The sequence below is a fragment of the Silicimonas lutimaris genome, from assembly GCF_047314965.1.
Classification (GTDB): Bacteria; Pseudomonadota; Alphaproteobacteria; order Rhodobacterales; family Rhodobacteraceae; genus JAVJUV01.
Genome location: NZ_JBLBVK010000057.1, coordinates 1 through 15,229, shown reverse-complemented (window position 1 = coordinate 15,229; position 15,229 = coordinate 1). Strand labels below are relative to the sequence as shown.

Annotated in this window: 29 protein-coding genes; 4 read left to right on the top strand and 25 right to left on the bottom strand. The window is 60.3% G+C overall.

Annotated features, from left to right (window positions below):
• Positions 1-44: 44 nt before the first annotated feature.
• The 13 genes from rplO to rpmC form a co-directional block, all read right to left on the bottom strand.
• Entirely contained in the window at positions 45-518 is a 474-nt protein-coding gene (rplO, locus tag ACKLNI_RS18515) for a 50S ribosomal protein L15 (RefSeq protein WP_413720583.1), read from the bottom strand.
• Between the two features lie 153 nt (positions 519-671).
• On the bottom strand, positions 672-917 hold the full coding sequence (locus tag ACKLNI_RS18510; protein ID WP_413720582.1) for a hypothetical protein: 246 nt from the start codon (positions 915-917) through the stop codon (positions 672-674).
• A gap of 169 nt (positions 918-1,086) precedes the next feature.
• Entirely contained in the window at positions 1,087-1,275 is a 189-nt protein-coding gene (gene rpmD / locus ACKLNI_RS18505) for a 50S ribosomal protein L30 (protein WP_413720581.1), read from the bottom strand.
• A 5-nt stretch (positions 1,276-1,280) separates the two neighbouring features.
• Entirely contained in the window at positions 1,281-1,853 is a 573-nt protein-coding gene (gene rpsE / locus ACKLNI_RS18500; protein WP_413720580.1) for a 30S ribosomal protein S5, read from the bottom strand.
• A 98-nt stretch (positions 1,854-1,951) separates the two neighbouring features.
• Positions 1,952-2,311, bottom strand: a complete 360-nt coding sequence (gene rplR / locus ACKLNI_RS18495; protein WP_413720579.1) for a 50S ribosomal protein L18 — start codon at positions 2,309-2,311, stop codon at positions 1,952-1,954.
• A gap of 11 nt (positions 2,312-2,322) precedes the next feature.
• The gene (rplF, locus tag ACKLNI_RS18490; RefSeq protein ID WP_413720578.1) at positions 2,323-2,856 is read right to left on the bottom strand and encodes a 50S ribosomal protein L6; all 534 of its coding nucleotides are present in this window, start codon (positions 2,854-2,856) and stop codon (positions 2,323-2,325) included.
• A gap of 12 nt (positions 2,857-2,868) precedes the next feature.
• On the bottom strand, positions 2,869-3,261 hold the full coding sequence (gene rpsH / locus ACKLNI_RS18485) for a 30S ribosomal protein S8 (RefSeq protein WP_413720577.1): 393 nt from the start codon (positions 3,259-3,261) through the stop codon (positions 2,869-2,871).
• 12 nt (positions 3,262-3,273) lie between these two features.
• The gene (gene rpsN, locus ACKLNI_RS18480) at positions 3,274-3,579 is read right to left on the bottom strand and encodes a 30S ribosomal protein S14 (protein ID WP_413720576.1); all 306 of its coding nucleotides are present in this window, start codon (positions 3,577-3,579) and stop codon (positions 3,274-3,276) included.
• 19 nt (positions 3,580-3,598) lie between these two features.
• Positions 3,599-4,162, bottom strand: coding sequence for a 50S ribosomal protein L5 (gene rplE / locus ACKLNI_RS18475; protein ID WP_413720575.1), 564 nt, complete (start codon positions 4,160-4,162; stop codon positions 3,599-3,601).
• On the bottom strand, positions 4,162-4,467 hold the full coding sequence (gene rplX, locus ACKLNI_RS18470) for a 50S ribosomal protein L24 (protein ID WP_413720574.1): 306 nt from the start codon (positions 4,465-4,467) through the stop codon (positions 4,162-4,164). The genes rplE and rplX overlap by 1 nt, the downstream gene beginning before the upstream one ends.
• 1 nt (position 4,468) lies before the next feature.
• Positions 4,469-4,837, bottom strand: a complete 369-nt coding sequence (gene rplN / locus ACKLNI_RS18465; protein WP_088650278.1) for a 50S ribosomal protein L14 — start codon at positions 4,835-4,837, stop codon at positions 4,469-4,471.
• Between the two features lie 77 nt (positions 4,838-4,914).
• Complete coding sequence (gene rpsQ / locus ACKLNI_RS18460; protein WP_413720573.1) at positions 4,915-5,145, bottom strand: 30S ribosomal protein S17; 231 nt, start codon at positions 5,143-5,145, stop codon at positions 4,915-4,917.
• Between the two features lie 3 nt (positions 5,146-5,148).
• Complete coding sequence (gene rpmC / locus ACKLNI_RS18455) at positions 5,149-5,355, bottom strand: 50S ribosomal protein L29 (RefSeq protein WP_413720797.1); 207 nt, start codon at positions 5,353-5,355, stop codon at positions 5,149-5,151.
• Positions 5,356-5,599: 244 nt separating this feature from the next.
• On the opposite strand from rpmC, the gene ACKLNI_RS18450 reads away from it, so the two are divergent.
• Positions 5,600-6,148, top strand: coding sequence for a peptidoglycan-binding domain-containing protein (locus tag ACKLNI_RS18450; RefSeq protein ID WP_413720572.1), 549 nt, complete (start codon positions 5,600-5,602; stop codon positions 6,146-6,148).
• 92 nt (positions 6,149-6,240) lie between these two features.
• Here ACKLNI_RS18450 and ACKLNI_RS18445 read toward each other — a convergent pair whose 3' ends face one another.
• Positions 6,241-6,846: a 2OG-Fe(II) oxygenase family protein gene (locus tag ACKLNI_RS18445; protein ID WP_413720571.1), complete on the bottom strand. Its 606-nt coding sequence runs from the start codon at positions 6,844-6,846 to the stop codon at positions 6,241-6,243.
• A gap of 270 nt (positions 6,847-7,116) precedes the next feature.
• On the opposite strand from ACKLNI_RS18445, the gene speD reads away from it, so the two are divergent.
• Together speD and ACKLNI_RS18435 are read left to right on the top strand one after the other, a co-directional pair.
• The gene (gene speD / locus ACKLNI_RS18440; protein WP_413720570.1) at positions 7,117-7,530 is read left to right on the top strand and encodes an S-adenosylmethionine decarboxylase; all 414 of its coding nucleotides are present in this window, start codon (positions 7,117-7,119) and stop codon (positions 7,528-7,530) included.
• 61 nt (positions 7,531-7,591) lie between these two features.
• The gene (locus ACKLNI_RS18435) at positions 7,592-8,041 is read left to right on the top strand and encodes a PACE efflux transporter (protein ID WP_413720569.1); all 450 of its coding nucleotides are present in this window, start codon (positions 7,592-7,594) and stop codon (positions 8,039-8,041) included.
• Positions 8,042-8,167: 126 nt separating this feature from the next.
• Here ACKLNI_RS18435 and rplP read toward each other — a convergent pair whose 3' ends face one another.
• Genes rplP through rplB form a run of 5 tightly spaced genes read right to left on the bottom strand, consistent with a single transcriptional unit; the run spans position 8,168 to position 10,822 of the window.
• Positions 8,168-8,581: a 50S ribosomal protein L16 gene (gene rplP, locus ACKLNI_RS18430; RefSeq protein ID WP_413720568.1), complete on the bottom strand. Its 414-nt coding sequence runs from the start codon at positions 8,579-8,581 to the stop codon at positions 8,168-8,170.
• A 12-nt stretch (positions 8,582-8,593) separates the two neighbouring features.
• Positions 8,594-9,316: a 30S ribosomal protein S3 gene (rpsC, locus tag ACKLNI_RS18425; protein WP_413720567.1), complete on the bottom strand. Its 723-nt coding sequence runs from the start codon at positions 9,314-9,316 to the stop codon at positions 8,594-8,596.
• Positions 9,316-9,696: a 50S ribosomal protein L22 gene (gene rplV, locus ACKLNI_RS18420; RefSeq protein ID WP_413720566.1), complete on the bottom strand. Its 381-nt coding sequence runs from the start codon at positions 9,694-9,696 to the stop codon at positions 9,316-9,318. Before rplV ends, rpsC begins: the two co-directional genes overlap by 1 nt.
• A gap of 3 nt (positions 9,697-9,699) precedes the next feature.
• A complete protein-coding gene (gene rpsS, locus ACKLNI_RS18415; RefSeq protein WP_413720565.1) occupies positions 9,700-9,978 on the bottom strand; it encodes a 30S ribosomal protein S19 in 279 nt (92 codons plus the stop codon).
• Between the two features lies 1 nt (position 9,979).
• Positions 9,980-10,822, bottom strand: coding sequence for a 50S ribosomal protein L2 (rplB, locus tag ACKLNI_RS18410; RefSeq protein WP_413720564.1), 843 nt, complete (start codon positions 10,820-10,822; stop codon positions 9,980-9,982).
• Positions 10,823-11,048: 226 nt separating this feature from the next.
• Here rplB and ACKLNI_RS18405 point away from each other — a divergent pair, with 226 nt between their 5' ends.
• Positions 11,049-11,936, top strand: a complete 888-nt coding sequence (locus ACKLNI_RS18405) for an alpha/beta hydrolase family protein (RefSeq protein WP_413720563.1) — start codon at positions 11,049-11,051, stop codon at positions 11,934-11,936.
• A gap of 246 nt (positions 11,937-12,182) precedes the next feature.
• On the opposite strand, the gene ACKLNI_RS18400 is transcribed toward ACKLNI_RS18405, so the two are convergent.
• From ACKLNI_RS18400 to ACKLNI_RS18375, 6 genes are all read right to left on the bottom strand, one after another.
• Complete coding sequence (locus tag ACKLNI_RS18400) at positions 12,183-12,527, bottom strand: TrbM/KikA/MpfK family conjugal transfer protein (RefSeq protein ID WP_413720562.1); 345 nt, start codon at positions 12,525-12,527, stop codon at positions 12,183-12,185.
• A 381-nt stretch (positions 12,528-12,908) separates the two neighbouring features.
• A complete protein-coding gene (locus ACKLNI_RS18395; protein ID WP_413720561.1) occupies positions 12,909-13,205 on the bottom strand; it encodes a 50S ribosomal protein L23 in 297 nt (98 codons plus the stop codon).
• The gene (rplD, locus tag ACKLNI_RS18390; protein ID WP_413720560.1) at positions 13,202-13,819 is read right to left on the bottom strand and encodes a 50S ribosomal protein L4; all 618 of its coding nucleotides are present in this window, start codon (positions 13,817-13,819) and stop codon (positions 13,202-13,204) included. Before rplD ends, ACKLNI_RS18395 begins: the two co-directional genes overlap by 4 nt.
• Entirely contained in the window at positions 13,816-14,691 is an 876-nt protein-coding gene (gene rplC / locus ACKLNI_RS18385) for a 50S ribosomal protein L3 (RefSeq protein WP_413720559.1), read from the bottom strand. The genes rplD and rplC overlap by 4 nt, the downstream gene beginning before the upstream one ends.
• Positions 14,692-14,704: 13 nt before the next feature.
• Positions 14,705-15,013, bottom strand: coding sequence for a 30S ribosomal protein S10 (gene rpsJ, locus ACKLNI_RS18380; protein WP_413720796.1), 309 nt, complete (start codon positions 15,011-15,013; stop codon positions 14,705-14,707).
• 75 nt (positions 15,014-15,088) lie between these two features.
• Positions 15,089-15,229, bottom strand: a 141-nt coding sequence (locus ACKLNI_RS18375) for an EF-Tu C-terminal domain-related protein (protein WP_488199641.1), incomplete at its 5' end; no start/stop codon positions are given.

Here is a 15,229-nt window from a genome sequence, read left to right as displayed (position 1 = left end):
ACTTGACTAGGTATGTAAGCGGCGAAAGCGCCGCCCACAAGCCGTTACTCGGCAGCCGACGCGGATGTGACCGTAAGAGAGCCACCCGCCTTCTCGACAGCCTCGATGGCGGATTTCGACGCGCCGGTTACGGAGATCGAAGCCTTGGCGGAAAATTCGCCTTTTGCCAGGACGCGAATACCGTCCTTCTTGCGACGAACCAGACCCGATTCGATCAGGACGTCCTCGGTGATGTCCTTCTTGGCGTCGATCTTCTTGTCGTCGATGAATTTCTGGATCAGGCCCAGGTTGACGACAGCATATGCCTTGCGGTTCGGCTTGTTGAAGCCGCGCTTGGGCAGACGCTGATAGAGCGGCATCTGGCCGCCCTCATAGCCGTTGATGGCTACGCCCGAACGGGATTTCTGGCCTTTGATACCACGGCCAGCGGTCTTGCCCTTGCCCGAACCCGGGCCACGGCCGATGCGCTTGGCTTTCTTGGCTGCGCCTTCGTTGTCACGAAGTTCATTCAGTTTCATATCGCTTCTCCTTGGCCGGACGCGCCCCCGAAGCGAGATGGGACGGCCACGGCGTTTCTTGATTTTGAGTCGGGTGCTCGAATGAGCACCGGGGGCGTATAGGGGATTGCCTCCTAGCTGGCAAGAGGAACCCGAACCAAGCCCGGATTCGCTCTACATTCCCCACGTCAGCGCGACCAGGCCGAAACACAGCCCGGGGACGATCAGCTTCATCGGCCAGACAAGTGCCGGAACACCGAATGCCAGGATGGCGATCCCCCAAAAGGCCAGAACAGCCAGAATGGCAAGGATGATCTTGGTCTCTCGGCTGGAGTCGAGAAGAGGACGCAAGGGCATCAGCAGTTCCTGCATCGGAGTGCGGTGATCCGGCGCGGACGAGTGGTGGTCGGTAACGGTCATGAAAATCTCCTGTTCGCTGGAACTCAGGTAGGAGAGACGACAAGGCCGATCATATGTCCAAACGCCGCAGGCCACCGGCGGGGACATTCGGAAAAGAAAACGCCCCGTCTCCGGGGCGTTCAAATCCGTTAATTTCCGATAGGGGTGCTTGCACCACTCAAATCGGAACTTACCCGCGTTCTTCGATGATTTTGACCAGATGCGGGATCGAGTTCACCATGCCACGGACCGAAGGAGTGTCCTCGAGTTCGCGGGTCCGGTGCATCTTGTTCAAGCCCAGGCCTTTCAGCGTCGCACGCTGGATGGCGGGGCGGCGGATCGGCGAGCCGATCTGCTTGACGACGATGGTTTTTGCCATGTGACTCAGGCCTCCTCGGACTCGGCAGCCGCCGGCGCTTCGTCACGCTTGGGCAGGATGTCGGCGACCTTCTTGCCACGACGCTGGGCCACCGAGCGCGGCGATGCCTGCTTGCTCAGAGCGTCCATGGTGGCGCGGATCATGTTGTAAGGGTTCTGTGAACCCAGCGACTTGGCGACGACGTCATGCATGCCCACCATCTCGAAGACGGCGCGCATCGGTCCACCCGCGATGATTCCGGTACCGTGCGGCGCGGTGCGCATCACGACCTTACCGGCGCCATGACGTCCTTCGATGTCGTGGTGCAGCGTGCGGCCTTCGCGCAGCGGAACGCGGATCATCTGACGCTTGGCCTGCTCGGTTGCCTTGCGGATCGCCTCGGGCACTTCCTTGGCCTTACCCTTGCCAAAGCCGACGCGGCCTTTCTGGTCGCCTACGACGACAAGTGCGGCGAAACCAAAACGCTTGCCGCCCTTAACGGTCTTGGACACACGGTTGATCGCGACCAGGCGGTCAGCGAATTCCGGGGCTTCCTCACGCTCGCGGCGCTGGCCCCTCTGTTGCGGTTCTCTGGCCATCTGGCCTCCTTCAATCGTTCGTGGCGTCATGCGCCGTTGGACCGACCCTTGGTGAGCGAAGCTCCCGGGTCATCGGAGGGGCCGATGGCCCCCCGCGCTTAAAGTTTCAGGCCGGCTTCCCGTGCGGCATCGGCCAGAGCCTTGACCTTGCCGTGATACAGGAAACCGCCGCGGTCGAAATAAGCCTCTTCGACGCCCGCCTTCTTGGCGCGCTCGGCGATGGCCTGGCCGACCTTGGCCGCAGCTTCGATGTTGTTTTTGCCGACCACGCCCAGATCCTTCTCCAGCGAGGAGGCCGAGGCGAGCGTGACGCCCTGAACATCGTCGATCAGCTGCACGCTGATGTTCTTCGACGAACGGTGAACGGAAAGCCGGGGCTTGCCCGTGTTCACCGAGCGAAGTTTGTTCCGGACGCGCAGGCGGCGCTTCTGGAACAGCTCTCTTTTGGAAAGTGCCATTTGTCCGGTCCTTACTTCTTCTTGCCTTCCTTGCGGAAGATGTACTCATCCTTGTAGCGGATGCCCTTGCCCTTATAGGGCTCCGGCGCACGCCATTCACGGATGTTCGCTGCCACCTGGCCGACCAGCTGCTGGTCGATGCCTTCGACAATGATTTCGGTCTGCTTCGGGGTCGTGACAGTCACGCCCTGCGGCACTTCGAAGTTGACATCATGCGACAGGCCCAGGTTCAGCACCAGCTTGTTGCCCTGCATCTGGGCACGATAGCCCACACCCTGGATTTCAAGCTCGCGCTTGAAGCCGTCGGTCACACCGGTGACGAGGTTTGCAACCATCGTGCGGCTCATGCCCCACTGCTGGCGCGCCCGCTTCGACTTGCCGCGCGGCTGAACCGAAACGACATTGCCATCGATGGCGATCGAAACGTCATCGGTCGCCGTAAACTGGCGCTGGCCCTTGGGCCCCTTGACGGTGACGGTCTGGCCGGAGACGGAGGCTTCAACCCCCGACGGCAGCTCGACCGGTTTTTTCCCAATACGAGACATTTCCGTTTCTCCTTAGAAGACCGTGCAGAGGACTTCGCCGCCGATGCCCTGGGCACGAGCGTTCGCATCGGACATCACGCCTTTCGACGTGGTGACGATGGAAACACCCAGACCCTGACGGACCTGCGGAATGTCGTCCTTGCCAAGATAAACCCGGCGTCCCGGCTTCGAGACGCGCTTCAGTTCGCGGATAACCGGCGTACCTTCATAGTACTTGAGGCTGATCTCGATTGCGGGATGGCCATTCTTGTCGGTCGTTTCCTCGAAACCGCGGATGTAACCTTCATCCGCAAGCACTTCGAGAACCCAACGACGCAGCTTGGAGGCCGGTGTGGTCGTGGTGGACTTGCCACGCATCTGCGCGTTGCGGATGCGGGTCAGCATATCACCGAGAGGATCGTTCATATCATACCCTCCTTACCAGCTTGACTTCACGAGGCCGGGGATCTGGCCCATCGAGCCCAGTTCCCGCAGCGCGATCCGGCTGACTTTCAGCTTGCGGTAGTAGGCGTGCGGACGCCCCGTCAGCTGGCAGCGGTTGTGAAGGCGGGTCGCCGAGCTGTTGCGCGGCAGTTTCGCCAGCTTCAGGCGAGCTTTGAAACGCTCTTCCATCGGCTTCGATTCATCATTCGCGATTTCTTTCAGCGCAGCGCGCTTGGCGGCGTACTGATCCACCAGCTTCTGACGCTTCTTCTCGCGTTCGATCATTGCTTTTTTAGCCATGTCGTAACTCTCCCGAGGCTCAGCTGTTGAACGGCATGTTGAAATGCTTCAACAGCGCCTTGGCTTCTGCATCCGTGTTGGCGTTGGTGCAGATGATGATGTCCATGCCCCAGACCTCGTCGACCTTGTCGAAGTTGATCTCGGGGAAGACGATGTGCTCTTTCAGACCCATGCCGTAGTTGCCGCGGCCGTCGAAAGCTGTGCCCTTGACGCCGCGGAAGTCGCGGACGCGAGGCAGCGCGATGGTGATCAGACGATCCAGGAAGTCGTACATCCGGTCGCCGCGCAGCGTCACCTTGGCGCCCAGGGGCATGTCTTCACGAACGCGGAAGCCGGCGATCGACTTCTTTGCCTTGGTGATGACGGCCTGCTGGCCAGCGATGGCGGTCAGGTCTTCCTGAGCCGACTTCGCCTTCTTCGAGTCCTTCACGGCCTCTGCGCCTGCGCCGATGTTCAGGACGATCTTGTCCAGGCGCGGGATCTGCATGTCGTTCTTGTAGCCGAATTCCTCTTTCAGGGCAGCGCGGATGCTGTCCTTGTAGAGCGTCTTCAGCCGCGGGGTATAATTGGCTGCATCAAGCATCAGATCACGTCCCCCGTGGTCTTGGCGAAGCGCACCTTGGAACCGTCTTCAACCTTGAAGCCGACGCGGGTGGGTTTGCCGTTCTTGTCGAGAAGAGCCAGGTTCGAAATGGCGATCGGCATTGCCTTGGGCTGTCGGCCGCCTTGGTTCGACTGGGACTGCTTCTGGTGACGGATAGCGATGTTCACGCCGTCCACGATGGCCTTGTTGTCCTTGGGCATGACAGCGGTGATCTCACCCTGCTTGCCCTTGTCCTTGCCAGCCAGCACGACGACCTTGTCGCCCTTTTTCAGTTTAGCGGCCATCTTACAGCACCTCCGGGGCGAGCGAGATGATCTTCATGAAGTTCTTCGCCCGCAACTCGCGAACCACCGGCCCGAAGATACGGGTGCCGACAGGCTCGTTGTTGTTGTTGAGGATCACGGCGGCGTTCCGGTCGAAGCGGATCGCTGTGCCGTCTTCGCGACGGACTTCCTTGGCGGTGCGCACGACGACGGCCTTGCGGACGTCACCTTTCTTCACACGGCCGCGCGGGATGGCTTCCTTGACCGAGACGACGATGATGTCGCCAACGGACGCGTATTTGCGCTTGGAACCACCCAGGACCTTGATGCACTGAACTTTCCGGGCACCGGAATTGTCAGCTACATCCAGATTGGTCTGCATCTGGATCATTTGGTTTCTCCCGACTTCCGGAACCGCCCGCTCGGGACATTGGCTCCGGGGTTTCGTTCAAACCGGGTGTGATGGCCTTAGACGGCGATCACCTCCCAGCGTTTCGTTTTCGACTTCGGCGCGCATTCCTGAATGCGAACCACATCGCCCACCTTGAACGTGTTGTTCTCGTCGTGGGCGCGGTACTTCTTCGACTTCCGGATCGTCTTCTTCAGAACCGGATGACGGAAACGGCGCTCGACCGAGACCGTGACGGTCTGGGCGTTTGCGTCAGAGGTGACGGTGCCTTGCAGGATTCTCTTGGGCATGTCTTACGCCTCCGCAGCCGCAGCAGCGGCCTTCTCGTTCAGAATGGTCTTCACACGGGCCACGTCACGGCGCACCTGGCGCATACGGGCGGTATTTTCCAGCTGGTTCGTGGCCTGCTGGAAGCGGAGGTTGAAGGCCTCCTTCTTGAGATTTGTCAGCTCGTCACGAAGCTGATCGGGAGTTTTTTCCCGCAGTTCCTTGGCGTCCATCGCCTGTCTTCCTTTCAACATCACCGGAGGGCCCCGAAAGGGTCACCCTGAGTCCGATGGAGTTCCGTAGGTGAAGGCTGCCGTTTAAGGGGGATTCGAATATATGGCAAGGGCTTTTTCAGATGGCCTGATCCCGAACCCGACGCACCTGCATCGATTTCCGCATATTTCCCCTGCCGCTCGCAGGGCGAACGGTTTAATCTTCGCAAATAGTTCATTTCCGAAAGCAAGGGGACATTCAGCAATGTCGATTTTGAAACGCGGCCTCAAGGGCGCACCGGTCAAGCGCCTTCAGGAAAAGCTCGGCATCACGGCAGATGGCGATTTTGGCCCGGGGACCGAGCGGGCGGTACGGGCATTCCAGGAGAAGAATGGCCTGACCGTCGACGGAATAGCCGGTCCCGATACCTTCACCGCGATGGGCCTCCCTGAACTGGTGCTTCTGCGTAGAGGCTCACGCGGAGCGACCGTCAAGAAGCTTCAGGAAGCGCTGGGCATCGGCGCCGACGGAATCTTCGGTAAGGGCACCGAGGCCGCCGTGACGAAATTCCAAAGCGCCAACGGGCTCGACGCCGATGGCCTTGCAGGCCCCGAAACCCTTGCCAAGCTGGACGCTTTCGAAGAGATGACACCGGAAGTCGCCAAAAAGGCCGAGGTTCAGCCGGACGAGGAGGCCTTCGAAAGCGAACCTCTCCCCGAACTCAATGGCGGAGATGTCGTGGCCGGAGGCGAGACGATCGAGGTTCCCGAGAAGAAATCGGTTTGGGGTAAGGTCAAGGGCTGGTTCAGCTAGGCTGTCTTACCGCCTCTCGACAACAGGCGACCGGGGGAGTTTGGCTCCCCCGGTCGAAACAAGGCCGTCTCAAGCCGGTGAAAAGCCAGGGGTCAGTCGACCCACTTGTAGTTGAAACTGACGCTGATCCGCTCGTCCTCGGCCATGTTCATCGGCACTTCGTGGCGCAGCCAGCTTTCCCAAAGCAGCACGTCACCGACCTCGGGCTTTACATAGACGAACTGACGGTTCTCTTCCCGCGCATCCTTCTTTTTCGGCGGCGCGGCCATCATCATCTGTAACCGCGGATCCTCGTACTTGATCGCGGATGTGCCTTCGGGAAGCTTTACATAGGTCGTCCCGCTGATCACCGAGTGCGGGTGGATATGTGCGGTATGTATCCCGCCTTCCGGCAGGATGTTGATCCAGAGATCTTCGAGGACAAGCTTGCCACCCCCCAGATCGAACTCGAGGTCATCGGCAAAGGCCGCGACGTGTTTGTCCAACTGCTTCACGATGTCCGCGAAAATCGGAAACCGCCACGGAAGGTCCGTCAGGCTGGCATAGCTGGTATAGCCGGGATAACCCTCCGCCTCGCACCACTCCTGACCAGCCTCGTCATCCTCGGCGATGGAATAGCAGGAAGCTTCCAATTCATCGGCATCGATGCCGGTAAGACGGCCTTGGTAAAGCCTGGTGGCGAAAAGCGACTTGATCATGCGGTTCGTTTATCTGGTTAAGACCACGCTGAGAAGCCCGTCGCGACCCTGACCTTGGAAAAGACCATCAACACACAGCAGACCGCGTTCGGGTCAGAAACGCCAAATACACGGAAGGTCGTGCCTCGGCGGCTCCCAAACAATTCCGCAACAATTCTCCCATAGGGTGTGTGTATAGCTATCGAGTTCGACTTTCAAAGGTAATGCCGAAAGCGGACCATCAGAGCGTCCGCCTCTCTCAAATCAACAGGAAAGTGGACCACGGCGATGATGAGCTCACCTCCAACCGAGCAATTCGGGATTCACATCATGATCGACGGCTACAACGCCAGTCCCCAAAGGCTGGCGGATACCGATCGTCTGGTTTCTTTGCTGAACTCGGTTCCAATACGGCTGGGCATGACATGCATTTCCGTCCCGCTGGTGGTCGAGGTCGGCCCACAAAACCGCAAGGATCCTGGTGGCCTGAGCGGATTTGTCATGATCGCCGAAAGCCATATCAGCTTTCATACCTTTCCCAGCCGCGGCTTCGTGACCATCGACCTTTATACTTGCCAGCCCCAGCTGGACCATCACGAGGTTGTCAGGCTCATGGAGGACGAGTTCGGGTTCTCTGAATCCGACGTCTTCGTGCAGGAACGGGGACTCAGATACCCGACGGTTGATCTCGCGGTCGCGAACTGATGGCCCGGATGGCGGCCGTCGCGAACTCCTCCTGGTCTGGCCCTTGTCTCGAGGAGCCGGCATGACTTTGCGAAGCCTGAGAGAGCGGATCATCCAGACAGTCTCCTTTGAACTGGGCGGCTTGCTGGTGGTCGCACCGGCCTACGCCGTACTCAGCGGCTCAAGTCCAACAGAGTCGCTGGGACTGCTGATCGCGTTGTCAATCGCGTTCATGATCTGGTCTCCGATCCACAATACACTGTTCGACGTTTTGGAATTCCGATTTTCCCACCGTGTGGCCAGCGATCGGCCTCACGGCCTGCGGATAGTCCACGCGATCTCGCACGAGACGACGTCAATCGTCGTCACCCTACCCCTGATCATGTATCTTGGCGGCTACGGCTTTTGGGTAGCCATCGCCGTGGATCTGGGTCTCACCATTGCCTATACGGCCTATGCCTATCTCTTCCATGTCGTCTTCGACCGCCTCCGCCCCGTCACAGGTGACGGTCGGCCCGCAGGGGGGTTATGACACATGCGCGGAATTCGCTGACGAAAGCACCAGTCTTCCAGGCGTGACCTGAAAACGAAAAGGGCGGAGCCTTGGCTCCGCCCTCGCATTTTTCGACGTAGGGGGGGGCGTCAGCCCGCCGCTACCTTACCAGTCCTCGCGAACCACGGTCCGGGTCTTGACCGGCAGCTTCATCGCGGCAAGGCGCAGGGCCTCACGGGCGATGGCGTCGTTTACGCCGTCGATCTCGAACATGATGCGGCCCGGCTTGACCTTGCAGGCCCAGCGGTCGACCGAACCCTTACCTTTACCCATCCGAACCTCGATCGGCTTTGCCGAGATCGGGGTATCCGGGAAGATACGGATCCAGACGCGGCCCTGACGCTTCATGTGACGCGTCATGGCACGACGTGCGGCTTCGATCTGACGCGCGGTGATGCGCTCAGGCTCAACCGCCTTCAGGCCATAGGTGCCGAAGTTCAGATCAGAGCCACCCTTGGCCTGACCGTGGATCCGGCCCTTGTGCATCTTGCGGAATTTTGTGCGCTTTGGTTGCAGCATCTCTCAAACTCCTCAGTTCCGGCCGCGGCGGTCGCCGCCGCCTGCGCCACGCGGTGCAGGTCCGTCCTGAAGCTCCTGCTGGCGACGGTCACGGGCCGACGGATCGTGCTCCATGATTTCGCCTTTGAAGATCCAGACCTTGATGCCGATGATACCATAGGGTGTCATTGCTTCGGCCAGTGCATAGTCGATATCGGCGCGAAGCGTGTGCAGCGGCACCCGGCCCTCACGATACCATTCCGTCCGCGCGATTTCCGCGCCGCCCAGGCGGCCGGCAACGTTGACGCGGATACCGAGGGCACCCATGCGCATGGCGTTCTGCACGGCGCGCTTCATGGCGCGGCGGAACGACACACGACGCTCCAGCTGCTGCGCGATCGACTCGGCCACAAGCTGAGCGTCCAGCTCCGGCTTGCGAACCTCGACGATGTTCAGGTGCAGCTCGCTGTCCGTCATCGCGGCCAGCTTCTTGCGCAGACCTTCGATGTCAGCGCCTTTCTTGCCGATGATGACGCCCGGACGCGCGGTGTGGATCGTGACGCGGCACTTGCGGTGCGGACGCTCGATGATCACACGGCTGACGCCGGCCTGCTTGCACTCTTCCTTGATGAAGTCGCGCATCTTGAGATCCTCAAGAAGCAGATCACCATATTCCTTCGTGTCGGCATACCAACGGCTGTCCCAGGTACGGTTGACCTGGAGGCGCATGCCCACGGGATTGACCTTATGACCCATTACGCTTGCTCCTCGACTTGGCGGACCTTGATCGTCAGCTCGGAAAACGGCTTGATGATACGGCCGAAACGGCCCCGTGCCCGCGGACGGCCACGCTTCATCGTCAGGTTCTTGCCAACATAGGCTTCCGCCACGACCAGCTCGTCCACATCAAGGTTGTGGTTGTTCTCGGCATTTGCGATGGCCGACTGAAGGCACTTCTTCACGTCCACCGCGATCCGCTTCTTCGAGAAGGTCAGGTCGCTGAGCGCCTTGTCGACCTTCTTGCCGCGGATCATCGCAGCCACGAGGTTCAGTTTCTGCGGCGAGGTGCGCAGCATGCGCGTCTTGGCCATCGCCTCGTTGTCCGCCACGCGGCGCGGATTCTTGTCCTTGCCCATGACTTATTTCCTCTTCGCTTTCTTGTCGGCGGCATGACCGTAGTAGGTCCGCGTCGGCGAGTATTCACCGAACTTCTGGCCGATCATGTCCTCGGTGACGCTCACCGGGATATGCTTCTGGCCATTGTAGACGCCGAAGGTCAGACCCACGAACTGGGGCAGGATGGTGGAGCGGCGCGACCAGATCTTGATGACCTCGTTGCGGCCCGACTCACGCGATTTCTCGGCCTTCTTCAGGACATAGCTGTCGACGAAGGGACCCTTCCAAACTGAGCGACCCATATTAGCGGCCCTTCTTCTTGGCGTGGCGCGAGCGGATGATCAGGCTCTGCGACGCTTTGTTCTTGTTCCGGGTGCGCTTGCCCTTGGTGTCCTTACCCCAGGGCGTAACCGGAGTACGACCACCCGAGGTACGGCCTTCACCACCACCATGCGGGTGATCGATCGGGTTCATCGCAACACCGCGAACGGCAGGACGCTTGCCCAGGTGTCGGTTACGGCCCGCTTTGCCGATGTTCTGGTTCGAGTTGTCGGGGTTCGACACGGCACCGACGGTGGCCATGCATTCCTGACGGACCATGCGCAGTTCGCCCGAGGACAGGCGGATCTGAGCGTAACCGCCGTCACGGCCGACGAACTGGGCATAGGTGCCCGCGGCGCGCGCGATCTGGCCGCCCTTGCCGGGCTTCATCTCGATGTTATGGACGATGGTGCCGATCGGCATGCCCGAGAACGGCATCGCGTTGCCCGGCTTGACGTCGACCTTGGCGCCCGAGACCACCTTGTCGCCGACAGCCAGACGCTGCGGCGCAAGAATATAGGCCTGCTCGCCGTCGTGGTACTGGACCAGCGCGATAAAGGCGGTGCGGTTCGGGTCGTATTCGATCCGGATCACCGTTGCATCGACGTCATGCTTCTGACGCTTGAAATCAACGATACGATAGAGACGCTTTGCCCCACCACCACGGCGGCGCATCGTGATCCGTCCGGTATTGTTCCGGCCCGCCTTTTTGGTCAAACCCTCGGTGAGGGCTTTGACCGGACGGCCTTTCCAAAGCTCCGAACGGTCGATCAGCACCAGCCCGCGCTGGCCCGGCGTCGTCGGCTTGTACGACTTGAGTGCCATGCTTTCTGTCTTCCGTTTGCTTTGCGGGCGTTAAGCCCAGCTATGTTTGTCTGGGGTGCGACCCCCAAAAGAACACCACCCCGGACGAATCCGGGGCGGAGCGATGCGGTCGTATAGCGGGAGCGGAAGAGCATGGCAAGGGCACGAATGTAACACTCGGACCAATCGTTGAAGAGACCGGTTCCGGACGTTTTGTTCATCGAAGGCTTCGACTTATAAGCCACGCATGAGAAATGTATTGATCGTATTTCTACTCGGTGCGTTGTGCCTGGCGATCGCAGTTGCCGCTTCGGACGGTTTGCCCGCAGGGCCGGAAATGTCGACAACGGAAGAAAAGGTTACCGTGTGGGTCGGCGGATCAAGGCATGAGCTCGAAACTCTCATCGTAAGACCTGATGACGCTGAACCCCGTCCGCTTGCCGTTATCTCCCATGGCAATCCCCGAAATCTTCGGGAATTGCGGACGACTCGCTTGAGAGATTTTCAGGCGCTCGCCGAGGACTTCGCAAAACGGGGCTACGTGGCCGCCGTTTTCGCAAGACGCGGTTTTGCGGGATCTACGGGCGAGTACGGCGAGGGTTTCGGCTCTTGCGAAAGGCCAAACTATTTCGGAGCGATCGCTAAAACAGCAGCGGAATACAAGGCTTTCATCACGGCTATGGTACAAAGACCCGACGTCGATCCGTCGGTCATCGTCGCCGTCGGGCATTCCGGGGGAGGAGCAGGTGTCCTCGCCCTTGCGTACAATCGCGTGCCCAACCTGAGGGCAGTAATCAATTTTTCCGGCGGCCGGGGCTCGCCGAACGACGGGAAGAATTGCGGAGAGAACCAGCTCGTATCCGCCATGGGCGCGTTCGGGGCGGCTGAGAATCCACCGTCCCTATGGCTCTATTCAAGCGCCGACAGGTTTTTCTGGCCCGATCTCGTCGCCCGGATGAGTGAAGCCTATCAGGCATCCGGTGGACGCCTGAAAATGCCCGACATTGGCCCGCTGCCGCGTGGCGGTGATGGACATATGCTCATCTATTCCGGCTCCAGCTCGCTCTGGAGACCCGAAATCGAAACCTTTCTGAATGAAAACGGTCTGCCAAACGGGATACCTGCCGGAAACTGACAAATGCACCGGTCCCGACGCCCGAATGGCATCACTTGCGCAAAACCGATCCAAATGCAGTTTTTCAAGCACCATGAGCAACAAGGTATAGAGAAGGAATTTCAATGAAGGTTGGTTTATCGGGACTGCTCCTCGGAACCATGGCGGTTCTTCAGGGCTGCGCAGCAGGCGAAATGCAGAAAGCACTGCAGGACGGAATTCCCCTGGCAAACGTCATTCGGCAGCCCGATGGAACCGAGACGGTCTTTATCGGGAAAATTCAGCCCCGCATGGATTTCTCAAGTTCGTTCGAAACCAAAAGCGCCAATGGCATTGCCTGCAGCGGCGAGTTCGATAACCGTGGGGTCGGTTCCATTTCCTGCACCAATGGCTGGGTGCTGAATTTGGAAATTCCGCAAGACAAGTACGGTACGCTGAACGGACGTTTCGTCGAAGCGACCAATGGGATCGGGTCTGCCGTCGGCTGGGGCATAGACGCAGATCCAGTACTCCTGCGGTCGTTGTTCTGACTCGTAAAGGGCGGCGGACACGGTCTTGCGCGCGTCGCTCTTTCCCCGAGAAGCAGGTGAGATGTGCGTGCGCGCGCGTCATCCTTCTTCGCGGGCATCCCAGCAATGCTCGCCCGGCTCACCAAATCTCAACGCGCGCATGCGACTGTCCCCTCGTTCGAACGACAGCAACAGACCCATCCGTCCGGGGGCCTCGGCCTCCCCGACCGACAGGTTCGTGCAAGGCCTCACTCAGTGAATAAGTCCTTGGTGACAGGACAAACGGGCGCTCGGCGGACCCCCTGCTTCTGAACTAAGTCACACACCCAACAAACGGTTCGGGCGCAGGCTGGTCTTCGGCCTCGGCATTGCTCCACCCAAAAAAGAAAAGGCGGAGGCCCAGCCCCCGCCCTGTGAAGGTGCGCAGTGAATGCACACCCTGCGGTTTGATCGGTATGTAGGGTGCGCCTTCACGGCGCACCGCTCACAATCCCGTCGTCACGTCGATCGTGTTGCCCTCTTCGAGCGTGACATAGGCCTTCTTCACGTCCTTCCGCTTGCCCAACTGGCCGCGGAAGCGCTTGACCTTGCCCTTGGTGATGGTCGTGTTGACGGCCTTCACCTTCACGCCGAACAAGCCCTCGACGGCCTCCTTGATCTGAGGCTTCGTCGAGTCGATCGCCACTTCGAACACCACGGCGCCGGCCTCGGAGGCCATCGTGGTCTTCTCGGTGATGATCGGCTTGCGGATCACGTCGTAATGTTCTGCCTTCGCGCTCATTTCAGACGAGCCTCCAGTGCTTCGACACCCGCCTTCGTGATCACCAGGGTGTCACTCTTGAGGATGTCATAGACATTTGCGCCCACCGACGGCAGCACATCGATGCCGGCCAGATTGCGGGCGGCCTGGGCAAAGCCCTCGTCGATCGACACACCGTCGATGACCAGCGCCTTCTTCCAGCCCAGATCCTTGACCTGCTTGGCCAGCGCCGAGGTCTTGCCGTCCGACTTGGCCTCGTCAAGGATGACGAGGTTGCCGGCTGCGGCTTTCGACGACAGGGCGTGCTTCAGACCCAGCTTGCGGAACTTCTTGGTCAGCTCGTGACCGTGGCTCCTCGGCGTCGGGCCCTTGTAGATGCCGCCCTTGCGGAAGATCGGCGCGTTCCGGTCACCATGGCGTGCGCCGCCGGTGCCCTTCTGGCGATAGATCTTCTTGGTCGAGTAGCTCGTCTCCGAGCGCGTCTTGACCTTGTGAGTGCCAGCCTGTGCATTGTTGCGCTGCCAGCGGACGACACGGTAAAGGATGTCGGCGCGAGGCTCGAGACCGAAGATCTCGTCGCCAAGATCGACCGAACCGGCCTTCTTGCCGTCCAGTTTGATCACGTCGAGTTTCATTCCTCACCGTCCTTCTTCTCGTCGGTTGCGGCATCGCCAGCATCCGACTTTTCGGCTTCGATTTCTGCTTCGGCTGCGGCCAGCGCTGCAGCTTCGGCTGCGGCCTGCTCCTCGGCCAGACGCTTGGCTTCGGCTTCAGCCTCGGCTGCGGCGGCTGCCGCGGCTTCCTCTGCTGCCTTGGCCGCGGCCTCGGCATCCGACTTCAGCGCCGCGGGCAGAATCACGTTTTCCGGAACCGGCTTCTTCACCGCGTCCTTGATCGTGACCCAGCCACCCTTGGAGCCCGGAACGGCGCCCTTGACCATGATCAGGCCACGGTCGGCATCCGTACGAACGACCTGCAGGTTCTGCGTGGTCACGCGGGCGGCGCCCATGTGACCGGCCATCTTCTTGCCCTTGAACACGCGGCCCGGGTCTTGACACTGACCGGTCGAGCCGTGCGAACGGTGGCTGATCGACACGCCGTGCGAGGCGCGCAGACCACCGAAGTTATGACGCTTCATAGCACCCGCGAAGCCCTTACCGATGCTCGTACCCGAGACATCGACGAACTGGCCTTCGAAGTAGTGGTTCGCGGTGATCTCCTCGCCCACCTCGATCAGGTTTTCCGGATCGACCCGGAATTCCGCGATCTTGCGCTTGGGCTCGACCTTGGCGGCGGCAAAGTGTCCGCGCATGGCCTGAGAGGTCCGCTTGGCCTTCGCCGAGCCGGCACCCAGCTGAACGGCCGAATAGCCGTCCTTCTCGGGCGTCCGCTTTGCGACGACCTGAAGCTTGTCAAGCTGAAGGACGGTCACGGGAATCTGCTTCCCGTCCTCCATGAACAGGCGGGTCATGCCCACCTTCTTTGCGATAACGCCGGAGCGCAACATGTCGGTGCCCTCCTTAGACCGAGATCTGGACGTCCACGCCGGCGGCGAGGTCGAGCTTCATAAGCGCGTCCACGGTCTGCGGCGTCGGGTCCACGATATCGAGAAGACGCTTGTGCGTCCGGATTTCGAACTGGTCGCGCGACTTCTTGTCGATGTGCGGACCGCGAAGAACCGTGAACTTCTCGATCTTGTTCGGCATCGGAATCGGGCCGCGCACGGTGGCGCCGGTGCGCTTCGCGGTGTTCACGATCTCCTGGGTGGAGGCATCGAGAACCCGGTAATCGAAGGCTTTCAGCCGGATCCGGATATTCTGACTGGCGATGGCCATTGTCGTTTTCCTTCTGTTGAGAGGTGGAGGCGGGACACCGCCCCCACATCGAACCTGTTGTTACGAGTCTTACTCGATGATTTTCGAGACGACGCCTGCGCCGACGGTGCGTCCGCCTTCACGGATGGCGAAGCGGAGCTTCTCTTCCATCGCAATCGGGGCGATCAGTTCCACCGTGAACGACACGTTGTCGCCCGGCATCACCATCTC

Bases quoted from the DNA above. Each gene is read 5' to 3' on its own strand.
- rplR (WP_413720579.1), bottom strand. From the start codon at position 2,311: ATGGCACTTTCCAAAAGAGAGCTGTTCCAGAAGCGCCGCCTGCGCGTC.
- rpmC (WP_413720797.1), bottom strand. From the start codon at position 5,355: ATGGACGCCAAGGAACTGCGGGAAAAAACTCCCGATCAGCTTCGTGAC.
- ACKLNI_RS18400 (WP_413720562.1), bottom strand. From the start codon at position 12,527: ATGACGCGCGCGCACGCACATCTCACCTGCTTCTCGGGGAAAGAGCGA.
- rplX (WP_413720574.1), bottom strand. From the start codon at position 4,467: ATGGCCGCTAAACTGAAAAAGGGCGACAAGGTCGTCGTGCTGGCTGGC.
- rplE (WP_413720575.1), bottom strand. From the start codon at position 4,162: ATGCTTGATGCAGCCAATTATACCCCGCGGCTGAAGACGCTCTACAAG.
- rpmD (WP_413720581.1), bottom strand. From the start codon at position 1,275: ATGGCAAAAACCATCGTCGTCAAGCAGATCGGCTCGCCGATCCGCCGC.
- rplC (WP_413720559.1), bottom strand. From the start codon at position 14,691: ATGTTGCGCTCCGGCGTTATCGCAAAGAAGGTGGGCATGACCCGCCTG.
- rplF (WP_413720578.1), bottom strand. From the start codon at position 2,856: ATGTCTCGTATTGGGAAAAAACCGGTCGAGCTGCCGTCGGGGGTTGAA.
- ACKLNI_RS18510 (WP_413720582.1), bottom strand. From the start codon at position 917: ATGACCGTTACCGACCACCACTCGTCCGCGCCGGATCACCGCACTCCG.
- ACKLNI_RS18435 (WP_413720569.1), top strand. From the start codon at position 7,592: ATGACTTTGCGAAGCCTGAGAGAGCGGATCATCCAGACAGTCTCCTTT.
- rplO (WP_413720583.1), bottom strand. From the start codon at position 518: ATGAAACTGAATGAACTTCGTGACAACGAAGGCGCAGCCAAGAAAGCC.
- rpsS (WP_413720565.1), bottom strand. From the start codon at position 9,978: ATGGGTCGCTCAGTTTGGAAGGGTCCCTTCGTCGACAGCTATGTCCTG.
- rpsH (WP_413720577.1), bottom strand. From the start codon at position 3,261: ATGAACGATCCTCTCGGTGATATGCTGACCCGCATCCGCAACGCGCAG.
- rplP (WP_413720568.1), bottom strand. From the start codon at position 8,581: ATGCTGCAACCAAAGCGCACAAAATTCCGCAAGATGCACAAGGGCCGG.
- rpsE (WP_413720580.1), bottom strand. From the start codon at position 1,853: ATGGCCAGAGAACCGCAACAGAGGGGCCAGCGCCGCGAGCGTGAGGAA.
- speD (WP_413720570.1), top strand. From the start codon at position 7,117: ATGAGCTCACCTCCAACCGAGCAATTCGGGATTCACATCATGATCGAC.
- rplD (WP_413720560.1), bottom strand. From the start codon at position 13,819: ATGAAACTCGACGTGATCAAACTGGACGGCAAGAAGGCCGGTTCGGTC.
- rpsQ (WP_413720573.1), bottom strand. From the start codon at position 5,145: ATGCCCAAGAGAATCCTGCAAGGCACCGTCACCTCTGACGCAAACGCC.
- ACKLNI_RS18450 (WP_413720572.1), top strand. From the start codon at position 5,600: ATGTCGATTTTGAAACGCGGCCTCAAGGGCGCACCGGTCAAGCGCCTT.
- ACKLNI_RS18445 (WP_413720571.1), bottom strand. From the start codon at position 6,846: ATGATCAAGTCGCTTTTCGCCACCAGGCTTTACCAAGGCCGTCTTACC.
- rplN (WP_088650278.1), bottom strand. From the start codon at position 4,837: ATGATCCAGATGCAGACCAATCTGGATGTAGCTGACAATTCCGGTGCC.
- rpsN (WP_413720576.1), bottom strand. From the start codon at position 3,579: ATGGCTAAAAAAGCAATGATCGAACGCGAGAAGAAGCGTCAGAAGCTG.
- rplB (WP_413720564.1), bottom strand. From the start codon at position 10,822: ATGGCACTCAAGTCGTACAAGCCGACGACGCCGGGCCAGCGCGGGCTG.
- rpsC (WP_413720567.1), bottom strand. From the start codon at position 9,316: ATGGGTCATAAGGTCAATCCCGTGGGCATGCGCCTCCAGGTCAACCGT.
- ACKLNI_RS18405 (WP_413720563.1), top strand. From the start codon at position 11,049: ATGAGAAATGTATTGATCGTATTTCTACTCGGTGCGTTGTGCCTGGCG.
- rplV (WP_413720566.1), bottom strand. From the start codon at position 9,696: ATGGGCAAGGACAAGAATCCGCGCCGCGTGGCGGACAACGAGGCGATG.
- ACKLNI_RS18395 (WP_413720561.1), bottom strand. From the start codon at position 13,205: ATGAGCGCGAAGGCAGAACATTACGACGTGATCCGCAAGCCGATCATC.